The 21882-nt window shown below is 69.4% G+C and carries 25 protein-coding genes; 14 read left to right on the forward strand and 11 right to left on the reverse strand.

What is annotated here, in order from left to right; all coding sequences use genetic code 11:
- Positions 1-12 precede the first annotated feature (12 nt).
- Together ASD43_RS05640 and ASD43_RS05645 are read left to right on the forward strand one after the other, a co-directional pair.
- Complete coding sequence (locus ASD43_RS05640; protein WP_056414661.1) at positions 13-627, forward strand: ClpP family protease; 615 nt, start codon at positions 13-15, stop codon at positions 625-627.
- Positions 624-1217, forward strand: a complete 594-nt coding sequence (locus ASD43_RS05645; protein ID WP_056414664.1) for a ClpP family protease — start codon at positions 624-626, stop codon at positions 1215-1217. Before ASD43_RS05640 ends, ASD43_RS05645 begins: the two co-directional genes overlap by 4 nt.
- A gap of 178 nt (positions 1218-1395) precedes the next feature.
- Here ASD43_RS05645 and ASD43_RS05650 read toward each other — a convergent pair whose 3' ends face one another.
- Positions 1396-1752: a helix-turn-helix domain-containing protein gene (locus ASD43_RS05650; RefSeq protein ID WP_056414667.1), complete on the reverse strand. Its 357-nt coding sequence runs from the start codon at positions 1750-1752 to the stop codon at positions 1396-1398.
- A gap of 64 nt (positions 1753-1816) precedes the next feature.
- Positions 1817-2704 carry a helix-turn-helix transcriptional regulator gene (locus tag ASD43_RS05655; RefSeq protein WP_056414670.1) on the reverse strand — a complete coding sequence of 296 codons (888 nt, stop codon included), beginning with the start codon at positions 2702-2704 and terminating at the stop codon, positions 1817-1819.
- A 92-nt stretch (positions 2705-2796) separates the two neighbouring features.
- Between ASD43_RS05655 and ASD43_RS05660 the strand changes: the two genes are divergently transcribed.
- Entirely contained in the window at positions 2797-3669 is an 873-nt protein-coding gene (locus ASD43_RS05660; RefSeq protein WP_200946608.1) for an aldo/keto reductase, read from the forward strand.
- Position 3670: 1 nt separating this feature from the next.
- On the opposite strand, the gene ASD43_RS05665 is transcribed toward ASD43_RS05660, so the two are convergent.
- Positions 3671-4144: a MarR family winged helix-turn-helix transcriptional regulator gene (locus ASD43_RS05665; RefSeq protein ID WP_235564041.1), complete on the reverse strand. Its 474-nt coding sequence runs from the start codon at positions 4142-4144 to the stop codon at positions 3671-3673.
- Positions 4145-4158: 14 nt separating this feature from the next.
- On the reverse strand, positions 4159-4818 hold the full coding sequence (locus ASD43_RS05670; RefSeq protein ID WP_056414677.1) for a GTP cyclohydrolase II: 660 nt from the start codon (positions 4816-4818) through the stop codon (positions 4159-4161).
- A 116-nt stretch (positions 4819-4934) separates the two neighbouring features.
- Between ASD43_RS05670 and ASD43_RS05675 the strand changes: the two genes are divergently transcribed.
- Complete coding sequence (locus tag ASD43_RS05675) at positions 4935-5954, forward strand: zinc-dependent alcohol dehydrogenase family protein (RefSeq protein WP_056414680.1); 1020 nt, start codon at positions 4935-4937, stop codon at positions 5952-5954.
- On the opposite strand, the gene ASD43_RS05680 is transcribed toward ASD43_RS05675, so the two are convergent.
- Positions 5944-6852, reverse strand: a complete 909-nt coding sequence (locus tag ASD43_RS05680; protein ID WP_056414682.1) for a DMT family transporter — start codon at positions 6850-6852, stop codon at positions 5944-5946. The genes ASD43_RS05675 and ASD43_RS05680 overlap by 11 nt on opposite strands.
- 83 nt (positions 6853-6935) lie before the next feature.
- Between ASD43_RS05680 and ASD43_RS05685 the strand changes: the two genes are divergently transcribed.
- Positions 6936-7772: a sulfurtransferase gene (locus ASD43_RS05685; protein ID WP_056419184.1), complete on the forward strand. Its 837-nt coding sequence runs from the start codon at positions 6936-6938 to the stop codon at positions 7770-7772.
- Positions 7773-7881: 109 nt separating this feature from the next.
- Here the strand turns inward: ASD43_RS05685 and ASD43_RS05690 are convergent, their stop codons facing one another.
- On the reverse strand, positions 7882-8790 hold the full coding sequence (locus ASD43_RS05690) for a hypothetical protein (protein WP_056414687.1): 909 nt from the start codon (positions 8788-8790) through the stop codon (positions 7882-7884).
- Between the two features lie 308 nt (positions 8791-9098).
- On the opposite strand from ASD43_RS05690, the gene ASD43_RS05695 reads away from it, so the two are divergent.
- The 3 genes from ASD43_RS05695 to ASD43_RS05705 all read left to right on the forward strand — a co-directional run bounded on the left by ASD43_RS05695 (position 9099) and on the right by ASD43_RS05705 (position 11725).
- Positions 9099-9749: a hypothetical protein gene (locus ASD43_RS05695; protein WP_056414689.1), complete on the forward strand. Its 651-nt coding sequence runs from the start codon at positions 9099-9101 to the stop codon at positions 9747-9749.
- On the forward strand, positions 9746-10099 hold the full coding sequence (locus tag ASD43_RS05700; RefSeq protein WP_056414691.1) for a hypothetical protein: 354 nt from the start codon (positions 9746-9748) through the stop codon (positions 10097-10099). The genes ASD43_RS05695 and ASD43_RS05700 overlap by 4 nt, the downstream gene beginning before the upstream one ends.
- A gap of 177 nt (positions 10100-10276) precedes the next feature.
- Positions 10277-11725 (forward strand): MFS transporter, encoded by a 1449-nt coding sequence (locus ASD43_RS05705; protein WP_056414694.1) that lies wholly within the window; start codon positions 10277-10279, stop codon positions 11723-11725.
- Between the two features lie 616 nt (positions 11726-12341).
- Here ASD43_RS05705 and purB read toward each other — a convergent pair.
- Both purB and ASD43_RS05715 read right to left on the reverse strand, forming a co-directional pair.
- Positions 12342-13724 carry an adenylosuccinate lyase gene (gene purB, locus ASD43_RS05710; protein WP_056414698.1) on the reverse strand — a complete coding sequence of 461 codons (1383 nt, stop codon included), beginning with the start codon at positions 13722-13724 and terminating at the stop codon, positions 12342-12344.
- Positions 13721-14260, reverse strand: coding sequence for a low molecular weight protein-tyrosine-phosphatase (locus ASD43_RS05715; protein ID WP_262492028.1), 540 nt, complete (start codon positions 14258-14260; stop codon positions 13721-13723). Before ASD43_RS05715 ends, purB begins: the two co-directional genes overlap by 4 nt.
- Positions 14261-14426: 166 nt before the next feature.
- On the opposite strand from ASD43_RS05715, the gene ASD43_RS05720 reads away from it, so the two are divergent.
- Entirely contained in the window at positions 14427-14693 is a 267-nt protein-coding gene (locus ASD43_RS05720) for a hypothetical protein (protein ID WP_056414701.1), read from the forward strand.
- The gene (locus ASD43_RS05725; protein WP_056414704.1) at positions 14690-15967 is read left to right on the forward strand and encodes an ESX-1 secretion-associated protein; all 1278 of its coding nucleotides are present in this window, start codon (positions 14690-14692) and stop codon (positions 15965-15967) included. The genes ASD43_RS05720 and ASD43_RS05725 overlap by 4 nt, the downstream gene beginning before the upstream one ends.
- A gap of 57 nt (positions 15968-16024) precedes the next feature.
- Here ASD43_RS05725 and ASD43_RS05730 read toward each other — a convergent pair whose 3' ends face one another.
- From ASD43_RS05730 to ASD43_RS05740, 3 genes are read right to left on the reverse strand one after another with little or no spacing between them, the layout of a single operon-like run.
- Positions 16025-16429: a phage holin family protein gene (locus ASD43_RS05730; RefSeq protein WP_045252860.1), complete on the reverse strand. Its 405-nt coding sequence runs from the start codon at positions 16427-16429 to the stop codon at positions 16025-16027.
- A 34-nt stretch (positions 16430-16463) separates the two neighbouring features.
- Positions 16464-16826, reverse strand: a complete 363-nt coding sequence (locus ASD43_RS05735; protein ID WP_056414706.1) for a type II toxin-antitoxin system death-on-curing family toxin — start codon at positions 16824-16826, stop codon at positions 16464-16466.
- On the reverse strand, positions 16823-17029 hold the full coding sequence (locus tag ASD43_RS05740) for a ribbon-helix-helix protein, CopG family (RefSeq protein WP_056414710.1): 207 nt from the start codon (positions 17027-17029) through the stop codon (positions 16823-16825). Before ASD43_RS05740 ends, ASD43_RS05735 begins: the two co-directional genes overlap by 4 nt.
- A 64-nt stretch (positions 17030-17093) precedes the next feature.
- Between ASD43_RS05740 and ASD43_RS05745 the strand changes: the two genes are divergently transcribed.
- From ASD43_RS05745 to ASD43_RS05760, 4 genes are all read left to right on the forward strand, one after another.
- The gene (locus ASD43_RS05745) at positions 17094-18161 is read left to right on the forward strand and encodes a histidinol-phosphate transaminase (RefSeq protein WP_056414713.1); all 1068 of its coding nucleotides are present in this window, start codon (positions 17094-17096) and stop codon (positions 18159-18161) included.
- 116 nt (positions 18162-18277) lie between these two features.
- Positions 18278-19405: a thiamine pyrophosphate-dependent dehydrogenase E1 component subunit alpha gene (locus tag ASD43_RS05750; RefSeq protein ID WP_056414716.1), complete on the forward strand. Its 1128-nt coding sequence runs from the start codon at positions 18278-18280 to the stop codon at positions 19403-19405.
- 11 nt (positions 19406-19416) lie between these two features.
- A complete protein-coding gene (locus ASD43_RS05755; protein WP_056419191.1) occupies positions 19417-20382 on the forward strand; it encodes an alpha-ketoacid dehydrogenase subunit beta in 966 nt (321 codons plus the stop codon).
- 122 nt (positions 20383-20504) lie between these two features.
- Positions 20505-21860, forward strand: a complete 1356-nt coding sequence (locus ASD43_RS05760) for a dihydrolipoamide acetyltransferase family protein (RefSeq protein WP_056414719.1) — start codon at positions 20505-20507, stop codon at positions 21858-21860.
- The last annotated feature ends 22 nt before the right edge of the window (positions 21861-21882 follow it).

A 21882-nucleotide genomic window follows, 5' to 3' on the forward strand; every position in this document is an offset into this window, starting at 1 on the left:
GATGCTGAGGTCATGAGCGAAGAAAACCCCCTCCCGCACTTCGGGCCCGAGGCTCGCCGAGGGCTGTTCCACGAACGCGTCCTGGTGCTCGACGGCGCCCTCGACGACGACAACGGCACGCTGCTGATGACGCAGCTGCTGACCCTCTCGGCCGAAGATCCGACCACCGACATCGCGCTCTGGATACACTCGCCGGGCGGTTCCGTTCCGTCGATGCTCGCGATCCGCGACCTGATGACGATGGTGCCGAACGACGTGTCGACCCTCGCCCTCGGGCTCGCCTGCAGTGCCGGACAGTTCCTGCTGTCGGCCGGCGCGAGGGGCAAGCGCCGCGCGCTGCCGCATGCGCGCATCCTCATGCATCAGGGGTCGGCGGGCATCGGCGGCTCGGCGGGCGAGATCGAGACGCAGGCCGACGACCTGCGGCACATGCGCGACACGGTGCTCGGGCTGATCGCCGACGACACGGGGCAGACCCGAGAGCGGATCTTCGAGGACTCGCTGCACGACCGCTGGTACACGGCGGCCCAGGCGAAGGACTACGGCTTCATCGACGAGATCGCCGCGTCCCTCGGGGATCTCATGCCGCGTCGCCGTGCCAGGGTCGGACTGGGGGCGAGCGCATGAGCGGCTACACGATCCCGAACGTCATCGCGCAGCATCCGCGGGGCGATCGGGTCATGGACGTCTACTCGCACCTGCTCGCGGAGCGGGTCATCTATCTCGGCACGGGGATCGATGCGGGCGTGGCGAACGCCCTCATCGCGCAGCTGCTGCATCTGGATGCCGACAATCAGGATTCCGGCATCCAGTTCTACATCAACAGCGAAGGAGGCGACCCGGGGGCGGCGCTCGCGATCTACGACACGATGCAGCACATCCGCCCCGCCGTCGCGACGACCTGCGTCGGGCAGGCGATCGGACCCGCCGCGCTGCTCGTCGCCGCCGGAGCACCGGGGCAGCGCGCCGCACTCGCCCATGCCCGGATCGTGCTGCATCAGCCGGCCGGACAGTCGCGCGGGGCGATTCCCGACCTGATCCTCGCCGCCGACGAGGTCGTGCGGGTGCGCTCGGACATGGAGGCGGTCCTCGCCAGGCACAGCGGACGGTCGCTGAACGAGCTGCGCGCCGACACCGATCGGGACCGCGTCTTCACGGCATCCGCCGCCCTCGACTACGGGCTGATCGACACCGTGCTGGGGGAGCGGGCCGTCTGATGGGCGGTGCGGGGTCGATAACGCATCCCGCCCGCGGTGCGGGGTCGATAACGCATCCCGCCCGCGGTGCGGGGTCGATAACGCATCCCAAACGACCAAAACCGGTGCACGATCGACCCCGTACCATCGACCCCGCACCGCAAGGCACTGGGTGAGGGCGCTGAGGGCGCGTAACGGGTCAGGCGGCGAGGGCGAGAGCCCCGCGAGAGGCCGAGACCGCGGCGGATGCCGGAGTCGCCGTCGTCTGGCGCAGCTCGTCGGCGACGGCGCTCGTCAGCTCGATCAGTGACGTGTCGAGCGCACCCGCGATCGCGGCGATCATCTCGCTCGAGGGCTCCTTGAGTCCTCTTTCGACCTCCGAGAGGTACTGGGGCGAGACACCGGCGTTCTCGGCCGTCTCGATCAGGGTCTCGTCTCGGTCATGTCGTCGCCGCCGCAGCTGCTCGCCGACCATCCGGCGCCACAGGGGTTCGGGCTCGCTGGGGCGAGGGCGGGCAGGACGAGGTGCGCGGGAGAACGGGACGAGGTCGGCCATGCCTCACGATAAACCGCCGGCAGCGGGTGATTCGAGTCGTTCTGCTCAGAGCAGAAAGCTCTGCTCACGCGTCGGTGCGCTCCGCCGACGCGGTCTCAGAAGATGCCGCGGCATCCGTCGCCGCCCAGCTGGCGAGCATCCGCAGCTTCTCCTCGGATGCTGAGCCCGGCTCCGCCGTGTAGGTCGACATCTGCAGGCCGGGATCGGCCGGCAGCTCGAAGGCCTCGTAGGTGAGTTCCATCTCGCCGACGACGGGGTGGTTGATCCTCTTGACGCCGCTGCGATGGAAGCGCACGTTGTGCGCGGCCCACAGGGTGCGGAACCGCTCGCTGCGGGTCGACAGCTCGCCCACGAGATCGGTGAGCGTGCGGTCGAACGGGTTGCGTCCGGCTTCGCCGCGCATCGCGGCCACGAGCTCCTGGGTGTTGCGCTCCCACTCGGGGTAGAACTTCTGCGCCGCCGGGTCGAGGAAGGCGAAGCGGGCGCTGTTGGGAACCGGGGTCGTGAAGAGCGGGGCGTAGAGCGCGCGGCCCAGCGCGTTCGCCGCGAGGTAGTCGAAGTAGTTGTTGCGCACGATCGCGGGCGCTTCCGTCATCGCGTCGAGCAGGCGCAGGATGCTGGGCCGCAGCGTCGCGGCTTTCTTGCGCGGCGTGCGGGCGACCGGTGAGACGTTGGCCGTGCGGGCGAGGTCGAACAGGTGCGCCGTCTCGGCCTCGTCGAGCTGCAGGGCGCGGGCGAGCGCGTCGAGCACGGTGTCGGAGACACCGGACAGATCGCCGCGCTCGAGGCGGGTGTAGTAGTCGACGCTGACGCCGGCGAGCAGCGACACCTCTTCGCGGCGGAGCCCCGGTACGCGACGATTGCCGCCGTATGCGGGCAGGCCCGCCTGATCGGGGGTGATGCGGTCGCGCCTCGACGAGAGGAATTCGCGGACCTCGGTACGGGTGTCCATGTGATCGACGGTACGCCCCCGCAAAGGATCGAGGGAGGTTCCACCAGACTCTCCCTCGTCGTCGAGACCACGCGCACACTGGAGGTATGACCATGAACATCACGCTCAACAACGGCATCGAGATGCCCGCCCTCGGCTTCGGAGTCTTCCAGGCCGCACCGGACGAGACCGTCGATGCCGTCAGCACCGCACTCGAGACCGGCTACCGACTGATCGACACCGCCGCCGCGTACGGCAACGAGCGCGAGGTGGGCGAGGCGATCCGTCGCACCGGCATCGCGCGCGACGAGATCTTCATCGAGACCAAGGTCTGGATCAGCGACTTCGGCTACGACGAGACACTGCACGCGTTCGAGAAGTCGACCGGCAAGCTGGGCGTCGACCGGCTCGACCTGCTGATCCTGCACCAGGCTCTTCCCACCCGATTCGACCTCACGCTCGGCGCCTACAAGGCGCTCGAGACCCTGCTCGCCGACGGTCGGGTGCGCGCCATCGGCGTCAGCAATTTCATGGTGGAGCACCTCGAGAAGCTGGCAGCCGAGACGAGCGTCGTCCCCTCGATCAACCAGATCGAGGTGCACCCCTACTTCCAGCAGCGCGAGGTGCAGCAGGCGGATGCCGCCGCCGGCATCGTCACGCAGGCCTGGTCGCCCATCGGCGGCATCACGGCCTACCGCCCCAACGGCGCATCCGTGTTCGATGACGAGACCCTCACGGCCATCGCCGCCGAGCACGGCAAGTCTCCCGCACAGGTGATGCTGCGCTGGCACCTGCAGCAGGGCCGCTCGGCGCTGCCGAAGTCGGTGCGCCCCGCCCGCATCGCCGAGAACTTCGACGTGTTCGACTTCGAGCTCACCGCCGCCCAGCTCGGCGCGATCGACGCCCTCGACACGGGGGTGCGCCGCGGCCCCGAGCCCGAGGACGTCACGCTCGAGACCTTCGGCCGGGAGATCCCCGAGGCCTGAGTCAGAGCGCCGCAGTCACACCCGGGAGCAGCTTGGCCGCGATCGCGCCGAGCTGCTCCCGCTCTGCGTCCGTGAGCGGGTCGAAGATCAGCTCACGGATCTGCGCCACGTGCACGGGGGCTGCGCCCCGGAGCAGTTCGCGACCGGCATCCGTCAGAGCGGCGGTCAGCGTGCGCTTGTCCGTGCTGCACGAGGTGCGCGTCACCCAGCCGAGCTCTTCGAGCGAGTCGATGGCATGGCTGAGTCGCGAGCGGCTGAGTCCGGCGATCTGCGCGAGCTCGGTCATCGGGATCGCGCGGTCGTCCTGGCCTGCCAGCGTCACGAGGATCGCGTAGTGGGCGTGCTTGAGTCCGGTCTCCGCCTTCAGCGCGCGATCGAGCACCTGCGGCAGCAGCTGGACGAACCGGATGGTCGGCAGCCACGTCTGCATCTCGATGTCGTCGAGCCGTCGGTCGCTCGCAGGGCGCTCGCTCACGACGCTGTCGATCATCACGCGGCGGAGAGATCGAGCGTGTGCGCGGTGTGGTCGCGCTTGGCCTCGAGGTAGCGGTGGTTCGCGTCCGACAGGTGCACACCGGTGCGCACGTGCTCGGTCACACGGATGCCGAGGGATTCCAGCTGCGCCGCCTTGTCGGGGTTGTTGCTCAGCAGGCGAATGCGGTCGGCGCCCACCGCGTGCAGCATCTGCGCAGCGACCGTGTAGTCGCGCTCGTCCTCACCGCGGCCGAGGGCCACGTTCGCCTCGTAGGTGTCGAGCCCTGCGTCCTGCAGCGCGTAGGCGTCGAGCTTGGCGTACAGGCCGATGCCTCGGCCCTCCTGGCGCAGGTAGAGCAGGAATCCGCCCTCCTCGGCGATGCGCTCGACGGCCTCTCGCAGCTGCGGACCGCAGTCGCAGCGCTCGGATCCGAAGACATCACCGGTCAGGCATTCGCTGTGCGGGCGCACGAGCGGTGCATCTCCGCCGTCCGCCGCGCGATCGAGCGCGCCCTTCCAATCGCCGAGGCCCAGGAGCAGGTGCTCGCGGTCGTCGACCAGCCCGTCGAACGTCACGACGTCTGCGGCGGTGGAGAATCCGTCGGCGAAGCGCATCGGCACGCGCACCCGGGTGCGCTCCGTGGCGACCGGAACGACGGTTGAAGTTTCAATCATGTGGGATGAAACGCGATGTGCGCTCGTCTATTCCCGCGGAGGGTGTCTTGTCAGAGCCTCCCGCGGACGCGACGGAAGGAGTTGACTGGACGCACAACACCGAAGGAGCACCACTCATGCGTGGAGTAGTCATGTACGCACCCGGCGACGTTCGCGTCGAGGACCGCGAGAAGCCGACCATCACCCGTCCGACCGATGCCGTGATCCGGATCGCCGCGACCTGCATCTGCGGATCCGACCTGTGGCCCTATCGGGGCGCCAACGAGGTCGATCACGACCCGATGGGCCACGAGTACGTCGGCGTCGTCGAAGAGGTCGGTGCCGACGTGAAGACCGTGAAGATCGGCGACTTCGTCGTCGGGTCGTTCATGGCCTCGGACAACACCTGTGAGATCTGCCGGGCCGGGTACCAGTCCCGCTGCGTGCACGTGGTGCCGATGGGCCGATTCGGCACACAGGCCGAGTACTCGCTGATCCCGCACGCCGACGGCACGCTCGTCGCGACGCCGGGACAGCCCGACGCCGATCTGATCCCGTCGCTGCTTGCGGCATCCGACGTGCTGGGCACCGGCTGGTTCGCCGCCGTCGCCGCAGAGGTCGGCCCGGGCAAGACCGTCGCCGTCGTGGGCGACGGCGCGGTGGGGCTGCTCGGCATCCTCGCCGCGCGTGAGCTCGGCGCCGAGCGGATCATCGCGATGAGCCGTCATGCCGACCGCCAGGCGCTGGCGCGCGAGTTCGGCGCGACCGACATCGTGGAGGAGCGCGGAGACGAGGGCGTGGCCCGCATCAAGGAGCTCACGAACGGGCTCGGCGCGCACTCGGTGATCGAGGCGGTCGGCACGCAGGAGTCGATGATGCAGGCGATCCGCGCGACCCGCCCCGGCGGTCATGTCGGGTACGTCGGCGTCTCGCACGACGTCGCGCTGCCCGGCGAGGAGCTCTTCTTCTCGGGCGTGCACCTGCACGGCGGCCCGGCTCCGGTCCGTCGCTTCCTCCCCGAGCTGATCCAGCTCATCTGGGATCGCAGGATCGACCCCGGCAAGGTGTTCGACCTCACGCTGCCGCTCGAGGACGCCGCCGAGGGCTATCGCGCCATGGACGAGCGCCGCGCCACCAAGGTGCTGCTCACGGTCTGAGCCGACCCTCGACGGCCCGATCACGGCGGCGCACGAGTCGGAGCTCGCTGGCCAGGATGCCGAGCACGACGAGTGCGCCGCCGATGAGCGCCGTGGCGGGCAGGCGCTCGCCGGCGATACGCCCGATCGCGGCCGCCCACACCGGCTCGCCCGCGTAGATGATCGTCGCGCGGGTCGGCGAGACCGACTTCTGCGCCCAGTTCATCGTGAGCTGGATGATGCAGCTCGCCGCCCCGAGCCCGACCGCGCATCCGACCCAGATCCAGGAGAACTCGGGAAGCCCCTCCCCGACGACGGGCATGGTCAGGATGCCGAGCGCACCGGCGGTGAGGAGCTGGATGATCGTGATCCGGCCGAGGTCGATCCTGCCGGCGAACACGCTGATCAGGATGATCTCGGCCGCGATCGGCAGAGTGCTGATCATCGTGAGGACCTCGCCCGATCCCAGCGTCAGCGCGAACGCGTCGGGGCCGGCGATGAGCAGCAGGCCGAGGAAAGCAAGTCCCGCGCCCACGAACGCCATGGCCGGCGGGCGCTTGCGGAACACCGCCCACTGCGCGAGCGGCACGAGCGGGATGTACATCGCGGTGATGAAGGCCGACGTGCTCGAGTCGATGGTCTGCAGCCCGACGGTCTGCAGTCCGTAGCCCAGGTAGATCATCACGCCGATCGCGACTCCCGCCCCGATGTCGCGCCAGCGGATGCCGCGGAGCGCGCTCCGGAAGATGACGATGCTGATCACCCCGGCGACGAGGAACCGGAGGCCGACGAAGAACCAGGGCCCTGAGTGCTGCATCGCCCAGTGCACGAGCAGGAAGGTGCCGCCCCAGACCGCCGTCACGGCGATGAGCGCGACCTCCTGCCGACGCAGCTCCATCCAGCGGAATCGAGTGGACATGCGGGTCCTTTCTCGACGCGGCCGGATCGAGCCTAGTGCCCGGCGGATGCGGCATCCGGCGCCGCCCTCGGTACCCTCGCAGCATGAGCAACTTCGTGAGCGCCGAGCAGCTGAGCGCACTGCAGTCCTCGGGGGCACCCGTCCGGGTGATCGATGTGCGCTGGCGCCTCGACCGACCGGACGGTCACGCGGAGTACCTCGGCGGACACATCCCCGGGGCGGTCTACGTGCCGCTCGCCACCGAGCTCGCCACGCACGGGGAGGCGTCGGAGGGACGGCATCCGCTTCCCTCCACGCTGACCCTGCAGGATGCCGCGCGCCGCTGGGGCGTGCGCCGGGGCGACCTCGTGATCGCATACGACGACGCGAAAGGCCTGAGCGCTTCCCGCGCCTGGTGGCTGCTGCGTCAGGCGGGTGTCGAGGTCCGAGTGCTCGACGGCGGCCTCCGTGCGTGGATCGCGGCCGGCCTTCCCCTCGCGACGGACGACGTACGGGTCGACGCCGGAGACGTGGTGCTGGCCGAGATCGGGGGCGATGCGATCTCGATCGACGAGGCCGAGGCTTTTCCCGAGGACGGCATCCTGCTCGACGTGCGTGCCCCCGAGAGGTATCGCGGGGAGCACGAGCCGCTCGACCCGGTCGCCGGCCACATCCCGGGTGCGGTGAACCTGCCGATGGCGGCGCACCTGGATCCCGAGGGACGGATCCTCGACATGCACACGCTGCAGGCCACCTTCGCGAAGGTCGGGGTGACCGAGGGCACGCCGGTGGCGGCGTACTGCGGATCGGGGATCACCGCCGCGCACACCGCGCTGGTGCTCGACGAGGTCGGCATCGCGGCGAAGGTGTTCCCCGGCTCCTGGAGCCAGTGGTCGAACACGCCGGGCCGCCCGGTCGCGACCGGCGACCGGCCCGCCTGAGGCGGCGGCATCACGCGGGCAGTCGCGTAGTCGGGCGTCGCGTAGTCGAGAGTTGCGTAGTCGAGAGTTGCGTAGTCGGGGTGTCGACCGCGCTCAGGCCCGGCTGCCGTCAGCGACCGTCGGCGTAGCTCCAGCTGACGCCGAGCGCCCCCGGACCGAACGCGCGGCGCACCTGGTGCACAGACCCGCGACCTTCGAGCGACAGCTCGGTCGTCGTCACCCCGGTGGGAGTCTCGACGCGCTCTTCGATGCGGTCGGGCAGGGCATCGGGGTGGAATCGCGTCCAGACGAGCAGTTCCCGGCACTGACGCGCCATGGCATGCCCCGTCTCGCGCTGCGGCGGATAGCCTGCGGGGTACTCGACCGACCATTCGACCATCGCGGTCGCCGGCGCGGTCAGCGGCGCGTCGAACTCGAACAGCACGCCGTGCACCTCGCCGTTCGGGTGCGAGTAGTGCGCCGAGATGCGTCCTCCCGACACCGCTCTGATGATCGGGGCAGGCGTGCTGATGCCGGGACTGATCTCGAGGAACGGCGTGGATGTGACGGTGCCGACCGTCGCCTGCAGGATGCTGCGGGTGATCGAGTACGCGACGTTGCCCGCCGCGTCGACGTCCGTCACGGAATGCGTGGTGAGCTCGCGGGTCGTGTCGGGGTATTCCGCGCCGAGGGCGGCGTACGCGTCCTTCACGGCCTGTTCGAGTTCCTCCTCGTCGAGGGGGAACTGACTGGGTCCGAGCGGGCCGGTGCGGTTGGTCGAGCCCAGCAGGCCGGTGAGCGATCCCGGGGCGAGATGCAGGAGCTGCTCGATGTCGCCCAGCGCCGCCATCGATTGCGCGCCCTCGGGGCGACGCGCCCCCGACCGCCAGTAGCTGAGCGTCGCCATCGACACACTGTTGCCCCGGGCGCGCAGCAGCTCGTGCAGCTTCGCCAAAGTCAATCCACGCGCATTGATCGCATCACGGAGCGAGCCTGCGAAGGCATCGGCGTACCGGCGGATCCCCGTTTCCAAACCCATCACAGCACCCCCTCCGGTATGTGAAGAATCGAGCTCTAAAGTGAGCTTACGACCACACCAGCATCGCGTAGGGGTACGAGGTGCTATTTCTGGGGTCTTTGGTGCGGACAGTCGTGGGTAGGGTGCCCGAACTCACGACGAATCCGAGCCTCGACGCAGTGTCGCCCCCGTCGCTGCGTTCTGTCGCGGGGTCCGATGATCGATCTGGGGAGATCCATCGGGCCCCGCGAACACCTCTCCTCCGGGTCCGACCCACTCCGCACCCCCGCGTAGACTGGGGGGAACACCTCGGAGGACCCTGCATCGTCATGTCTGCCCCTGCCCGCGCGTTCACCGTGCGTCACGTCCAGTTGCTGCGCGCGCTCTTCGCCGCGGCCGCCGCGGTGATGATCACGTTCTCTCCTGACCACTCCGCGGCCGTCGGGCTCTCGGTGTTCAGCGGCTTCGTGCTGACGACAGGTCTCGTGATGCTGCTCGCCGCATGGCTCGTGTACCCGGCAGGGCAGCGCTGGCCCGCCATCGTCTGGGCGCTGCTCGGCTTCGTCGCCGGAATGACGGCGGGGGTGCCGGCCTGGCGCACCGAAGACGTCTTCTTCGTCGTCGTGATCGCCTGGGCCGCGGCCACCGGCATCCTCGAGCTCGTCGTGGGCCTGCGCGGTCGACGGACGGGCGACGTCGCGGCGCGCGACTCCCTCACCCTCGGTGCGTTCGGACTGCTGCTCGCCGTGCTGCTGCTCGCGATCCCCGCGGGCTTCGTGCAGCCCTACGCGATCGAGGGGGCCGGCGAGTTCGAACTCACCGGCATCATCCTCGGCGTCGGCATGTTCGGCGGATATGCGGCGATCGTCGCGGTCTTCCTCGCCATCGCGGGGCTCAGCCCGAAGGGCGACGACGCGGTCGCCGATCCGCAGACGATCGAGAACGACCCCGCCCCCACCGGGCACGGAGGAGAGCGATGAGCGACGAGAAGCCCACGCGGCGCGACATTCTGCGCCCGCTGCACCTGCTGGGGATCGCGCTCGCCTGCGGTGTGTTCGCGGCGGTCGTGACGCTCGTGTCGACCGGCGCCTTCACGGCGCGGGTGAACAGCGCCATCGCGAACGGCACCTACGACGGCCTGACTCCGATCGCCCTCGGGCTCGTGGTCGGCGGCGGGGCGTTCATCGTGACGCTGCTGTTCCTCGCGATGCTGATCCTCGTCGTCGATCCGGCTGAGGTCACCAAGACCGTCGACCGTCCGGTGCTCTACGACGCCGAGACCCCCGACGAGCCCGACGCCGACAAGCCCGGTCGCGCTGACTCCGCCTGATCCGCTCTGCCCCTTTCTGACTCGCTGCGGTGCGGGGTCACTTTCGCACCTGATTCCGCAGTTTCTGACGCGTTATCGACCCCACAGGGAGCGTGCGCTGCACTATTGACCCCGCAGGGAGCGGGATCTCCGGCATCGATCCGGAATAGTCGCGGGGCGCCGCCGCTTGTGCCTGTAGTGACTGCCTCGATCGATCGCGCCTCCGTCGGACTCCGCTCGACGCGTGGCCCGGTGCTCGGTGCGCTCATGCTCGCCACCGGACTCATCGCGATCGACGCGACGATCCTCGCGACGGCGGTGCCCAGCATCGTCCGCGATCTCGGCAGCTACCAGCAGTTCCCGTGGCTCTTCTCGGTGTATCTCCTCGCGCAGGCGGTCAGCGTGCCGATCTACTCGCGCTTCGCGGACACCGTGGGACGCAAGCCGATCATCCTGCTCGGCATCGGACTCTTCCTGCTCGGCTCGGTGCTGTCGGGGTTCGCCTGGAGCATGACCGCACTGATCGTCTTCCGGATCATCCAGGGCCTCGGTGCCGGGGCCGTCGCGCCGATGTCGATGACGATCGTCGGCGACATCTACACGGTCGCCGAGCGGGCCAAGGTGCAGGGCTACATCGCCTCGGTCTGGGCGATCTCCTCGGTGGTCGGCCCCGCGCTCGGCGGGATCTTCGCCCAGCTCGACGCGTGGCGGTGGATCTTCTGGGTCAACATCCCGCTGTGCCTGATCGCGGGGTGGATGCTGCTGCGCAGGTACCACGAAGAGAAGCAGCCGCAGCGGCACCGCATCGACTACGCCGGAGCCGTGCTGCTCACCATCGGACTCACCGGCCTGATCCTCGGGATGCTCGAGGGCGGCAACGCCTGGGCCTGGATCTCCGTGCCCAGCGCGATCTGCTTCGGACTCGGAGTGATGGCGCTGGTCGCGTTCGGGGTCGTCGAACGGCGGGCCGCAGAGCCGATCGTCGACCTGCGGCTGGCTGCTCGTCCGCTCATCCTCACGACCACGATCGTGTCGCTCGGCGTCGGTGCGCTCATGACGGGCGTCACGAGCTTCGCACCCGCCTATCTCGAAGGGTCGACCGGCATCGCCCCGCTGCTGTCGGGGCTCGCGGTGGCGGCGCTGACCCTCGGGTGGCCGCTGGCTGCGGCGAACTCCGGACGCCTGTATCTGCGCATCGGGTTCCGCCGCACCGCGCTCACGGGCATGTCGATCACAGCCGTCGCGGCGATCGCTCTCGCGGTGGTGTCGCCCTGGCCGAACCCGTTCTCGATCGCAGCCGTCGCGTTCGTGCTCGGGTTCGGTCTGGGGTGGACCGCGGCACCCACGCTCATCGCCGCCCAGGCCTCGGTCGGCTGGGGAGAGCGCGGAGCCGTCACCGGCATGAACGCCTTCGCCCGATCGGCAGGAAGCGCGCTCGGGGTGGCCGTGTTCGGCGCGATCTCGAACTCGGTCATCGCCCGGGGCGCCGGCCCCGAGCATCCGGCGACCATCATCTCGGCATCCGTCTGGGTGTTCATCGCCGCCGCGATCGTGGCGGTCTTGACGTTGGTCGCCGCGGCGTTCATGCCGCGCGACTCCGCCGGGGCGCATTCCGGCGAGCCGCGCCCCGGCGAGCCGCGCTCGTAACCGTTAGCGACCGCATCCGCGGCGTCGTCGATCAGGTGCGGGCTTTCCCGGTGCGGGGTCACTTGTGCATCCCTGATCGGTGCGGGGTCACTTGTGCATGCCTGATCGGTGCGGGGTCACTTGTGCATGCCTGATCGGTGCGGGGTCACTTGTGCATCCGATTCGGCCCGTTGCGGAGCGTAATTGACCCCGCACAGATCGCGCGGTGCGTTATTGACCCCGCCTGGTGCGGTCGGATGCGACACGCTCACGCCCGTCAGGATCGGTGCGGGGTCACTTGTGCATCCGATTCGGCCCGTTGCGGAGCGTAATTGACCCCGCACAGATCGTGCGGTGCGTTATTGACCCCGCCTGGTGCGGTCGGATGCGACCCGCTCACGTCCCGTCAGGATCGGTGCGGGGTCACTTGTGCATCCCTGATCGGTGCGGGGTCACTTGTGCATCCGATTTGGCCTGTTGCGGTGCGTTATCGACCCCGCACAGATCGCGCGGTGCGCAATTGACCCCGCACAGATCGCGCGGTGCGTAACTGATCCCGCACAGAGCGCGCGACGCGCTGTCGCCCGCGCGGAAGGCGCGGAGGGATGCGCTGATCCACCCGCACCGAGCGCGCAGACTACGTGGCGAGCTGCTCGGCGATCCCCGTGTAGGTCGCGGGGGTGAGCGCGAGCAGACGCTGCTTCGCGGCATCCCCGATCTCGAGCTTCTCGACGAACTCCGCGAGATCCGCCGCACCGACGCGGTGGCCGCGGGTCAGCTCCTTGAGCAGGGCGTAGGGGTCGGTGATCGACGAGCGACCGGCGACGACCTCGGCGCGGATGACGGTCTGGATCGCCTCGGCGAGGACCTCCCAGTTCACGTCGAGGTCGGCGAGCAGGACATCGCGCGACAGCGAGATCGCGTTCAGGCCCCGGCGCAGGTTGTCGATCGCGAGCAGCGAGTGCCCGAAGGCCACACCGATGTTGCGCTGGGTGGTCGAGTCCGTGAGGTCGCGCTGCAGGCGGCTGGTCACCAGCGTCTGCCCGAGGGACGCGAGCAGGGCGCCCGAGATCTCGAGGTTCGCCTCGGCGTTCTCGAAGCGGATCGGGTTGATCTTGTGCGGCATGGTCGACGATCCGGTCGCGCCGGCGACGGGGATCTGCGCGAAGTAGCCGAGCGAGATGTACGTCCAGATGTCGGTCGCGAGGTTGTGCAGGATGCCGCCGGCATGACGGATCCGGTCGTACAGCTCGACCTGCCAGTCGTGGGATTCGATCTGCGTGGTGAGCAGGTTGAAGCCGAGCCCGAGGCCCTCGATGTACTCGCGGGAGATCGTGGGCCAATCCGCGTCGGGGTCGGCCGACAGGTGGGCGGACCAGGTGCCCGTCGCCCCCGAGAACTTGGCGAGGTAGTCGGATGCCGCGATCTGCGCGCGCACGCGCTCGAGGCGCCACGCGAAGACGGCGATCTCCTTGCCCATCGTCGACGGCGTGGCCGGCTGCCCGTGCGTGCGGGACAGCATCGGGGCGTCGGCGTGCTCGGCCGCCAGCTCGCGCAGCTTCGCGATCACGACGTCGAGGCCGGGCAGCCAGACCTCCTCGACCGCGCGCTTGACGGTCAGGGCGTACGAGGCGGAGTTGATGTCCTCGCTGGTGCAGGCGAAGTGCGTGAGCTCGGCGATCCGGTCGAGTCCGAGTGTGCTCAGGCGGTCGCGCACGAGGTACTCGATGGCCTTCACATCGTGCTGCGTGACGGCCTCCTTCTCCGCGAGCCAGTCGATCTCGGCCTGGCCGAAGTCGCGGTACAGGGCGCGCAGGCGCTCCTTGTCGGTATCGGACAGCGGGCTCGTCTCGAACAGCGAGCGGTCGGTGAGAGCGATCAGCCACTCGACCTCGACCTCGACCCTGGCGCGGTTCAGGCCCGCCTCCGAGAGGAAGTCGGCGAGTCCGGTGACGGCGCCGCGATAGCGACCGTCGAGGGGGCTCAGGGGCTGGGGCGGGAGCGAAGGCTGGAAAGTCAGGGGAGTCCTCCTGATAGGGCCCCTGGCGAGGGGGGCGTGCGGGGCCGACGGATGGCCGGCTCGAGCTGGCGGAACAGGCCGCGGGTCGCCGTCTCAATCATACCGAGCACGGAATCGAACATCTCGGGGCCCGCGTAGTACGGATCGGGCACGTCATGGGTGACGGCGCCGGGGTCGAAGCCGAGCAGCAGCGTGACCTTGCCCTCTTCGTCTTCGTCCCGCGCCCATTCGCGCAGGTTCCGTTCGTGGGTGCGGTCGAGCGCGACCACCAGATCGTTGTCCGCGAACGAGGCGAAGGTGAACTGCTTCGCCCGATGCTGCGAGCCGTCGTACCCCCGTCGGGCGAGGGCGTCGAGCGTGCGGTGGTCTGCCCGCTCGCCGAGGTGCCAGTCTCCCGTACCCGCGCTGCGCGAGATGATCCGCGAGCCGAGGCCCTGGCGTTCCGCGAGATCGCGGAAGACCACCTCGGCCATCGGAGAGCGGCAGATGTTCCCCGTGCACACGAAGATCACGCGGAAGGGATCCGGGGATGTCACCGTCCTATTCTGCCGCTCGTCGTCGATCCGCGCGACGCCCGCGTGCCACTCCGGCGGTCTCGACGCCCTCTGCACCGTTCTCGTTCGCCGCCCGACTGCTCACCGCGGCCGGGAAATCGGGGATTCCGCGGCCTGCGGGCACCCCCGGATCGCGGATGCTGGCCGCATGCATTCCTCCTACGCACTCGCACCGACGAGCTCGGCAGATGCCGCATGGGCCAAGGCGCGGGCCGCCCGCGAGATCCGCGCCGTGATCGACGCGCTCGACGACGCCGCGGCGGCCCTGCGCGGTCTCGCCGTCGACACCCGATGGCACTCCGGCGGGGTGACGGCGTTGCGCGAGACGCTGGCCGACATCGCCCGGCGCGTGGGCGCAGAGGCGGCGGGCGCCCGCGATCGCGAGGCCGAGGTCGCCCGGATCGATGCGGCATGAGCGGGCTGACGATCGATCACGGCGGGGTGATCTCCGTCGATCCCGAGGTGCTGCGCGAGGCCGCTGGTCGCCTCGACCGGGTCGCCTCGCGCATCGACGCTGCGCGGGTCGCGCTCGACAGTGCGCAGCGGATCATCGTCGACACACCGGGGTTCAGCGCGTACGTCGACACGATCGCGCTGTGGGGCGCCGTCCAGCACGTGTCGTCGCTGACAGAGGAATGCCGCGAGGTCGTGTCGAGCACGCTGCTCATGGCGGATGTCTACGAGTACGTCGAGCTGCGGGCCGAGGCCGAGATGCTCGCACGGACGGATCCCGCGGCGGCCGATCGGCTGAGCCTCCGGGCCGAACGGCTCGGCGCGTCGGACGACCGCATCCGCACGATGGCCGTTCAGCTCGAGGCCGCCTGGCGCACGCGACGGTTCGACGGGCTGGTGGGCAACCCGGTGCTGCCGGCGCTGTACGGCGACGTCTTCGGACTGGCGGCGCTGGTGGGCGTGTTCTCGGGGTTCGGCAAGGTGCTGCCGGGCGAGACGCTCTCCGGTACGGCCGATCGGGTGACCGTCGCCCCCGTGAAGACCTCGTCGCCGTCGAACGGCCCCACGGGTCTGGCCGCGGCCTTCCGCCGCATGCCCACCGCCGAGGGAGCGCAGGTGGCTGTGGAGAAGTACTCCTATGCCGACGGACGCACCCGCTACGTCGCCTACCTGAAGGGCACGCAGAGCGTCGGCTGGGGCGGCCGCGAGCCCTGGGACCTCAAGTCCAACGCCGAGCTGTACACGAACAAGCGCTCCGCGTCGTATCAGGCGACCCTCGACGCCCTCGCCGCCGCGGGCGCGGAGGCCGGCGACGAGGTCGACGTCGTCGCCCACTCTCAGTCCGGCATGGTCACCGGGCATCTGTCCATGGAGAGCGAGTTCGACGTGCAGGTGCAGATCACGGCGGGGAGCCCGGTCGAACCCACGCTCGACCCCGACCAGACCCTCGTGCAGCTGCGGCACACCGACGACCCGGTGTCGGCGCTGGCCGGCGGCGGTTCGCTCGAGGGCACGGGGTCACCCGACAGCGTCATCCTCTCGCGGGAGGGGGATCCGCTGGACACGATCGAGGACATCTGGGTCGACACCCATCTGCTGCACTCCTACACCGAGACCGCGGAGATGGCGGATGCCTCGGGAGACCCGAGGGTGGAGGCCCTCGACGGCTTCTGGGACGAGCTCTCCGACGCCGAGATCATCGAACGCACCGAGTACCACGCGGAGCGGGTGCAGTGACCGGCCGGTCGCGGTCGCCGCTCAGTCGATGTCCGTCGCTCAGTCGCTGTCCGCCGCTCAGTCGCGGCGCTGCTTCTTGCTCTGCGGGCGCAGGATGAAGCCGAACACTCCGTTGATCAGCGAGATGATCAGCGCGGCGAGCACACCCCACCAGAAGCTGCCGACCGTCAGGCCCCAGCCGAAGCCGCTCGTGATCCAGGCGGTGAGCCACAGCAGGAAGCCGTTGATGACGAAGCCGATGAGCCCCAGGGTCAGGATGTACAGCGGGAACGCGACGATCTTGACGACGGTGCCGATGATCGTGTTGACCAGCGCGAAGATGGCGGCGACCGCGAGAAGGGTCAGCACGAGCTGCAGGGTCTCGCCGGGCGCGAACGCTCGGATCTGCACCTGCAGGGCGGGGATCAGCGTGACGACCCAGAGGGCGAACGCGTTGACGACGACTCGGATGATGAAGCGCATGGTGAGGCCAGTCTTCCATGCGCGGCGCGAGAAGTCAGCGGATGTGTGCCCGAAGTGAGTCCGCGATCTCCTCGAGTGACGCGGAGCTCTGGGCGGTTCGCAGGATCAGATCGAACGCCGTCTCGAGATCCATGTCGATGATCATCCCGTTGAGCTCCAAGAAGGTCATGGTCATGATCCAGGCGAACCGCTTGTTGCCGTCGAAGAGGGGGTGATTCTGGCTCAGCGATGAAAGCAGCGACGCCGCCTTGAGCTCGAGTCCCGCGTACGCCTCCACACCGAACATCGAGCTCCCCGGGCGCGAGAGCGCCGACGACAGCAGGCCGATGTCCCGGACATGGAAGCCGAGTGCCTCGAGAATCCCGACCGCCTGCGGAAGCTCGAGGTAACGGGTCACGCGTCTTCCAGCTTCTTCATCAGCTCCGAGTACCGATCGGCGACATCACGTGCGATAGTCACGGCCTGTTCGGTGGTGACCTCCTCGCGGAGAAAACGATCTGCGGCCTCGATGAGCAGCGCGTGCTTGGACGTGTGTCGGCGCTCGGCGAGCGCGTTCAGCTGGGCATCGAGTTCCTCGGGAAGTCTCACCGTCATCGCCATACCAAAATGGTACTACCTCGGGAAAGTGGTCGCCAGGGCCTGCGGGATCCTTAGACTCATCCTTGTGACCGACCCGATCCTGCCGCGCATCCGTCCCGCCATCGCCGCCCTCGCGCCGTATAGACAGGGCAAGCAGGCAGGCCCCGACGCGTACAAGCTGTCGAGCAACGAGAACCCGTTCGAGCCGCTCCCCTCGGTCGCCGCCGCGCTGCAGCACACCACGCCAATCAACCGCTACCCCGATGCCACGGCCACGCGGCTGCGTGAGCGGCTCGGCGCGCGGTACGCGGTCGAGCCCGACCAGGTGCACGTCGCGGCCGGGAGCGTGTCGATCCTCCACCAGCTCATCCTCGCCACCGCCTCCGTGGACGACGAGGTCGTCTACGCGTGGCGCTCCTTCGAGGCCTACCCGAGCCTGCCGCTGGTCGCCGGGGCGACCGGGGTGCCGGTGCCGCTGACCGCGGAGTCGCGTCACGATCTCGACGCGATGGCGGATGCCGTCACCGACCGCACCAGGGCGATCATCCTCTGCACGCCGAACAACCCGACCGGGCCGATCATCACCAGCGACGAGTTCGCGACCTTCGTCGAGCGCGTGCCGACCGACGTGCTGATCGTCCTCGACGAGGCCTACGCCGAGTTCGTGACGGCACCGGATGCGGTCGACGGGCTCGAGGAGCGGGTGTTCGAGCGGCATCCGAACGTGGTCGTGCTGCGCACCTTCTCGAAGGCGTACGGGCTCGCGGGTCTGCGCATCGGGTACGCGATCGGCAACGAGAAGGTCCTCGACGCGGCCCGGACGACGGGCATCCCGCTCTCGGTCACGTCGGCGGCGGAGAACGCAGCGATCGCGAGCCTCGATGCCGAGGCCGAGCTCTTCGAACGGGTCGCCGTGATCGTCGAGCGACGCACCCGCCTGCTCGAGGGGCTGCGCGCGCAGGGCTGGGACGTCCCGGACACCCAGGCGAACTTCATCTGGCTCCCCACCGGGGAGCGCACCGAGTCGGTGGCGGCCGCGTTCGTCGCGGCCGACCTGATCGTGCGTCCGTTCCCCGGCGACGGCATCCGCATCTCCGTGGGCGAGGAGGCCTCGGTCGACCGCGTTCTCGAGGTCGCCGCCCGCCTCCGCTGACCTCGCCTCGGGACCGGAGCGGCGCGCCGAGACCGCCTGTTCTCCGGTTTCCCGGCAGATGCGAGGACGTCCTAGGTATGCGTGACCACGCATGCGCACGCCGGTAGCGTGGGACCGTGACCTCGCCAGAGACTGAACTCGTCCGCGTCCTCGATCAGGACGGTCGCTTCACGCCCAGCCCGGCCGCCGAGCGCTATCTGCCATTGATCGAGGCGATCAGCGACGCCGAGCTCGAGCAGTTCTACAGCGACATGGTCGCCATCCGCGCGATCGACACCCAGGCGACGAACCTGCAGCGTCAGGGTCAGCTCGCCCTGTGGCCGCCGAGCCGGGGGCAGGAGGCCGCACAGGTCGGATCCGCCCGCGCCGCGCGTGCGCAGGACACGATCTTCCCGTCGTACCGGGAGCACGCGGTCACCCGCATCCGCGGCGTCGACCCCGTCGACATCATCAAGCTCATGCGCGGTGTCTCGCACGGCGGATGGGACCCCACGGATCCCAAGAACGGCAACACCCGGCTGTACACGCTCGTGCTCGGCTCGCAGGTGCTGCATGCGACCGGGTACGCGATGGGACTGAACTTCGACGGTCGCTCCGGCACCGGGGACCCCGAGCGAGACGAGGCCGTCATCGTCTACTACGGCGATGGGGCATCGAGCCAGGGCGATGTGCACGAAGCCATGGTCTTCGCCGCCAGCTACCAGGCGCCCACCGTCTTCTTCCTGCAGAACAACCACTGGGCGATCTCGGTGCCGGTGTCGACGCAGTCGCGCGTGCCGCTCGTCGAGCGCAGCGCCGGCTACGGCATCCCCAGCATCCGGGTCGACGGCAATGACGTGCTCGCCAGCTACGCGGTCTCCCGCATCGCCCTCGACGAGGCGCGGGGCGGGGCCGGACCCCGGGCGATCGAAGCCGTCACCTACCGGCTCGGTGCGCACACCACCAGCGACGACCCCACCAAGTACCGCGGCTCGGACGAGGAGCAGTCCTGGGCCCTGCGCGACCCGATCGACCGGATGCGCGCCTTCCTCGAGAACCGGGGAGCATCGGCGCAGTTCTTCGCCGACGTCGAGGCCGAGGCGGCCGATGCGGCGGAGGACCTGCGCGCCCGGAGCGTCGAGCTCGGCGCCCCGACGGCCGACAAGATCTTCGACCACGTGTACAGCGATCCGCATCCGCTCATCGCGGAGCAGAAGGCCTGGCACAAGAGGTACGAGGCATCGTTCGAAGGAGACGGCAAGTGACCCTCGAGACGATGCCGTTCAGCAAGGCGCTCAACGCCGGGCTGCGCAAGGCGATGGAGGATGACCCCAAGGTCCTGCTCATGGGTGAGGACATCGGCAAGCTCGGCGGCGTGTTCCGCGTCACCGAGCACCTGCAGCGCGACTTCGGCGAGCAGCGCGTGCTCGACACTCCCCTCGCCGAGTCCGGGATCGTGGGCACCGCGATCGGACTCGCGATGGTCGGGTTCCGTCCGGTGATCGAGATCCAGTTCGACGGATTCGTGTTCCCGGCGTTCGACCAGATCACGACGCAGCTCGCGAAGCTCACCAACCGTCACGAGGGAAACCTCAGCCTGCCCATCGTGATCCGCATCCCGTACGGCGGGCACATCGGTGCCGTCGAGCACCACCAGGAGAGCCCCGAGGCCTACTTCGCGCACACCCCGGGTCTGCGCGTGGTGTCGCCGTCGACCCCGAACGACGCGTACTGGATGATCCAGGAGGCCATCGCGTCGAACGATCCGGTGATCTTCATGGAGCCCAAGAGCCGCTACTGGCCCAAGGGCGAGGTCGACCTCGCCGGGTCCGCGGCGCCGCTGCACTCGTCGCGCGTGGTGCGCACCGGCTCCGACGTGACCCTCGTCGGTCATGGCGCCATGGTCACGACCCTGCTGCAGGCGGCGGCGCTCGCCGAGTCCGAGGGCACCAGCTGCGAGGTCGTCGACGTCCGCTCGCTGTCGCCCATCGACTACGAGCCCATCCTCAACTCGGTGCGCAAGACCGGTCGCATGGTCTACGCGCAGGAGGCGCAGGGCTTCACCAGCATCGGCAGCGAGGTGGCGGCGACCGTCATGGAGCGCGCCTTCTACGCCCTCGAGGCACCGGTGCTGCGCGTCTCGGGGTACGACACCCCGTTCCCACCCGCGAAGCTCGAGGGCACCTACCTCCCGGATGCCGACCGCATCCTCGAGGCCGTCGACCGCTCGCTGGCCTACTGATGCCCGCCGCAGTCGCCTTTCCCCCGGTCATTGAGCGAGGAGCGCCGCGACGAGACGAAATGCCTCAACGCGTTTCGTCTCGCTCTGCTCGCTCAACGACCGCGAACGAGTAAGGACCAACCATGAGCACGCAGAACTTCACCCTTCCCGATGTCGGCGAGGGGCTGACCGAGGCCGAGATCGTGACGTGGAAGGTCGCACCCGGTGACACGGTCGCCATCAACGACGTCATCTGCGAGATCGAGACGGCCAAGTCGCTCGTCGAGCTGCCCTCACCGCATGCCGGTGTCGTCGGCGAGCTGCTCGCGGCCGAGGGCGAGACGGTCGAGGTCGGCGCCCCGATCATCACCTTCGTGACGGATGCCCGTGACGACGCCGGTCCCGGCGTGGTCGCGACCGCCGAGGCGCCCGCGCCCGAAGAGGGCGGCGGGTCGGTCCTCGTCGGCTACGGCACCGGCGGCGGCGCGACCTCTCGTCGCAAGCGTCCGGCGGAGCGTCCGGTGCGCTCGTCCGTCGGCGTCATCGCGAAGCCTCCGATCCGCAAGCTCGCCCGCGACCTCGGCGTCGATCTCACGACGGTGACCCCGACCGGCGCCGACGGCGAGGTCACCCGCGACGACGTGGTCACCCACGCCCAGCAGGCCAGTGTGTTCCGCAACATCGAGACGCCCGAGTGGGGTGCCGTGCGCGAGGAGACGGTGCCCGCGCCGCAGAGCGCACCCTCGGGCCTCGCCCGGGGTCTGTCGCCGGCCGCTCCGGCAGCGACCGCGTCCGACGACCGCACCGAGTCGATCCCGGTCAAGGGTGTGCGCAAGGCCACCTCGTCGGCGATGGTGCAGAGCGCCTACTCCGCCCCGCACGTGACCGTGTGGAAGGAGATCGACGCGAGCCGCACGATGGAGCTCGTCAAGCGCCTCAAGGCCTCGCCGGACTACACCGACATCCGCGTCTCGCCGCTGCTCATCATGGCTCGCGCGGTCATCTGGGCGGCCCGCCGCACCCCGATGGTGAACGCGGCCTGGGTGGAGACCGAGGGCGGGGCCGAGATCTCGGTGCGCCACTACGTGAACCTCGGCATCGCGGCGGCCACGCCCCGCGGCCTGCTCGTGCCGAACATCAAGGACGCGCAGGACCTCAGCATGAAGGACCTCGCCCGGGCCCTGAACCGCCTCACCCTGACGGCGCGCGAGGGCAAGACCAGCCCCGCCGACCAGCAGGGCGGCACGATCACGATCACCAACATCGGTGTGTTCGGGATGGATGCCGGCACGCCCATCATCAACCCCGGCGAGGCCGGCATCGTGGCCATGGGCACGATCAGCCAGAAGCCGTGGGTCGTCGACGGCGAGGTGCGTCCCCGCTGGGTCACCACGGTCGCCGGATCCTTTGACCACCGCGTGATCGACGGCGACGGCATGAGCCGCTTCATCGCCGACGTGGCATCGGTGCTCGAGGAGCCCGCACTGCTCGTGGAGTGATATGAGACGTCCCTGAAGGTGC

The organism is Microbacterium sp. Root553 (assembly GCF_001426995.1).
Classification (GTDB): domain Bacteria; phylum Actinomycetota; class Actinomycetes; order Actinomycetales; family Microbacteriaceae; genus Microbacterium.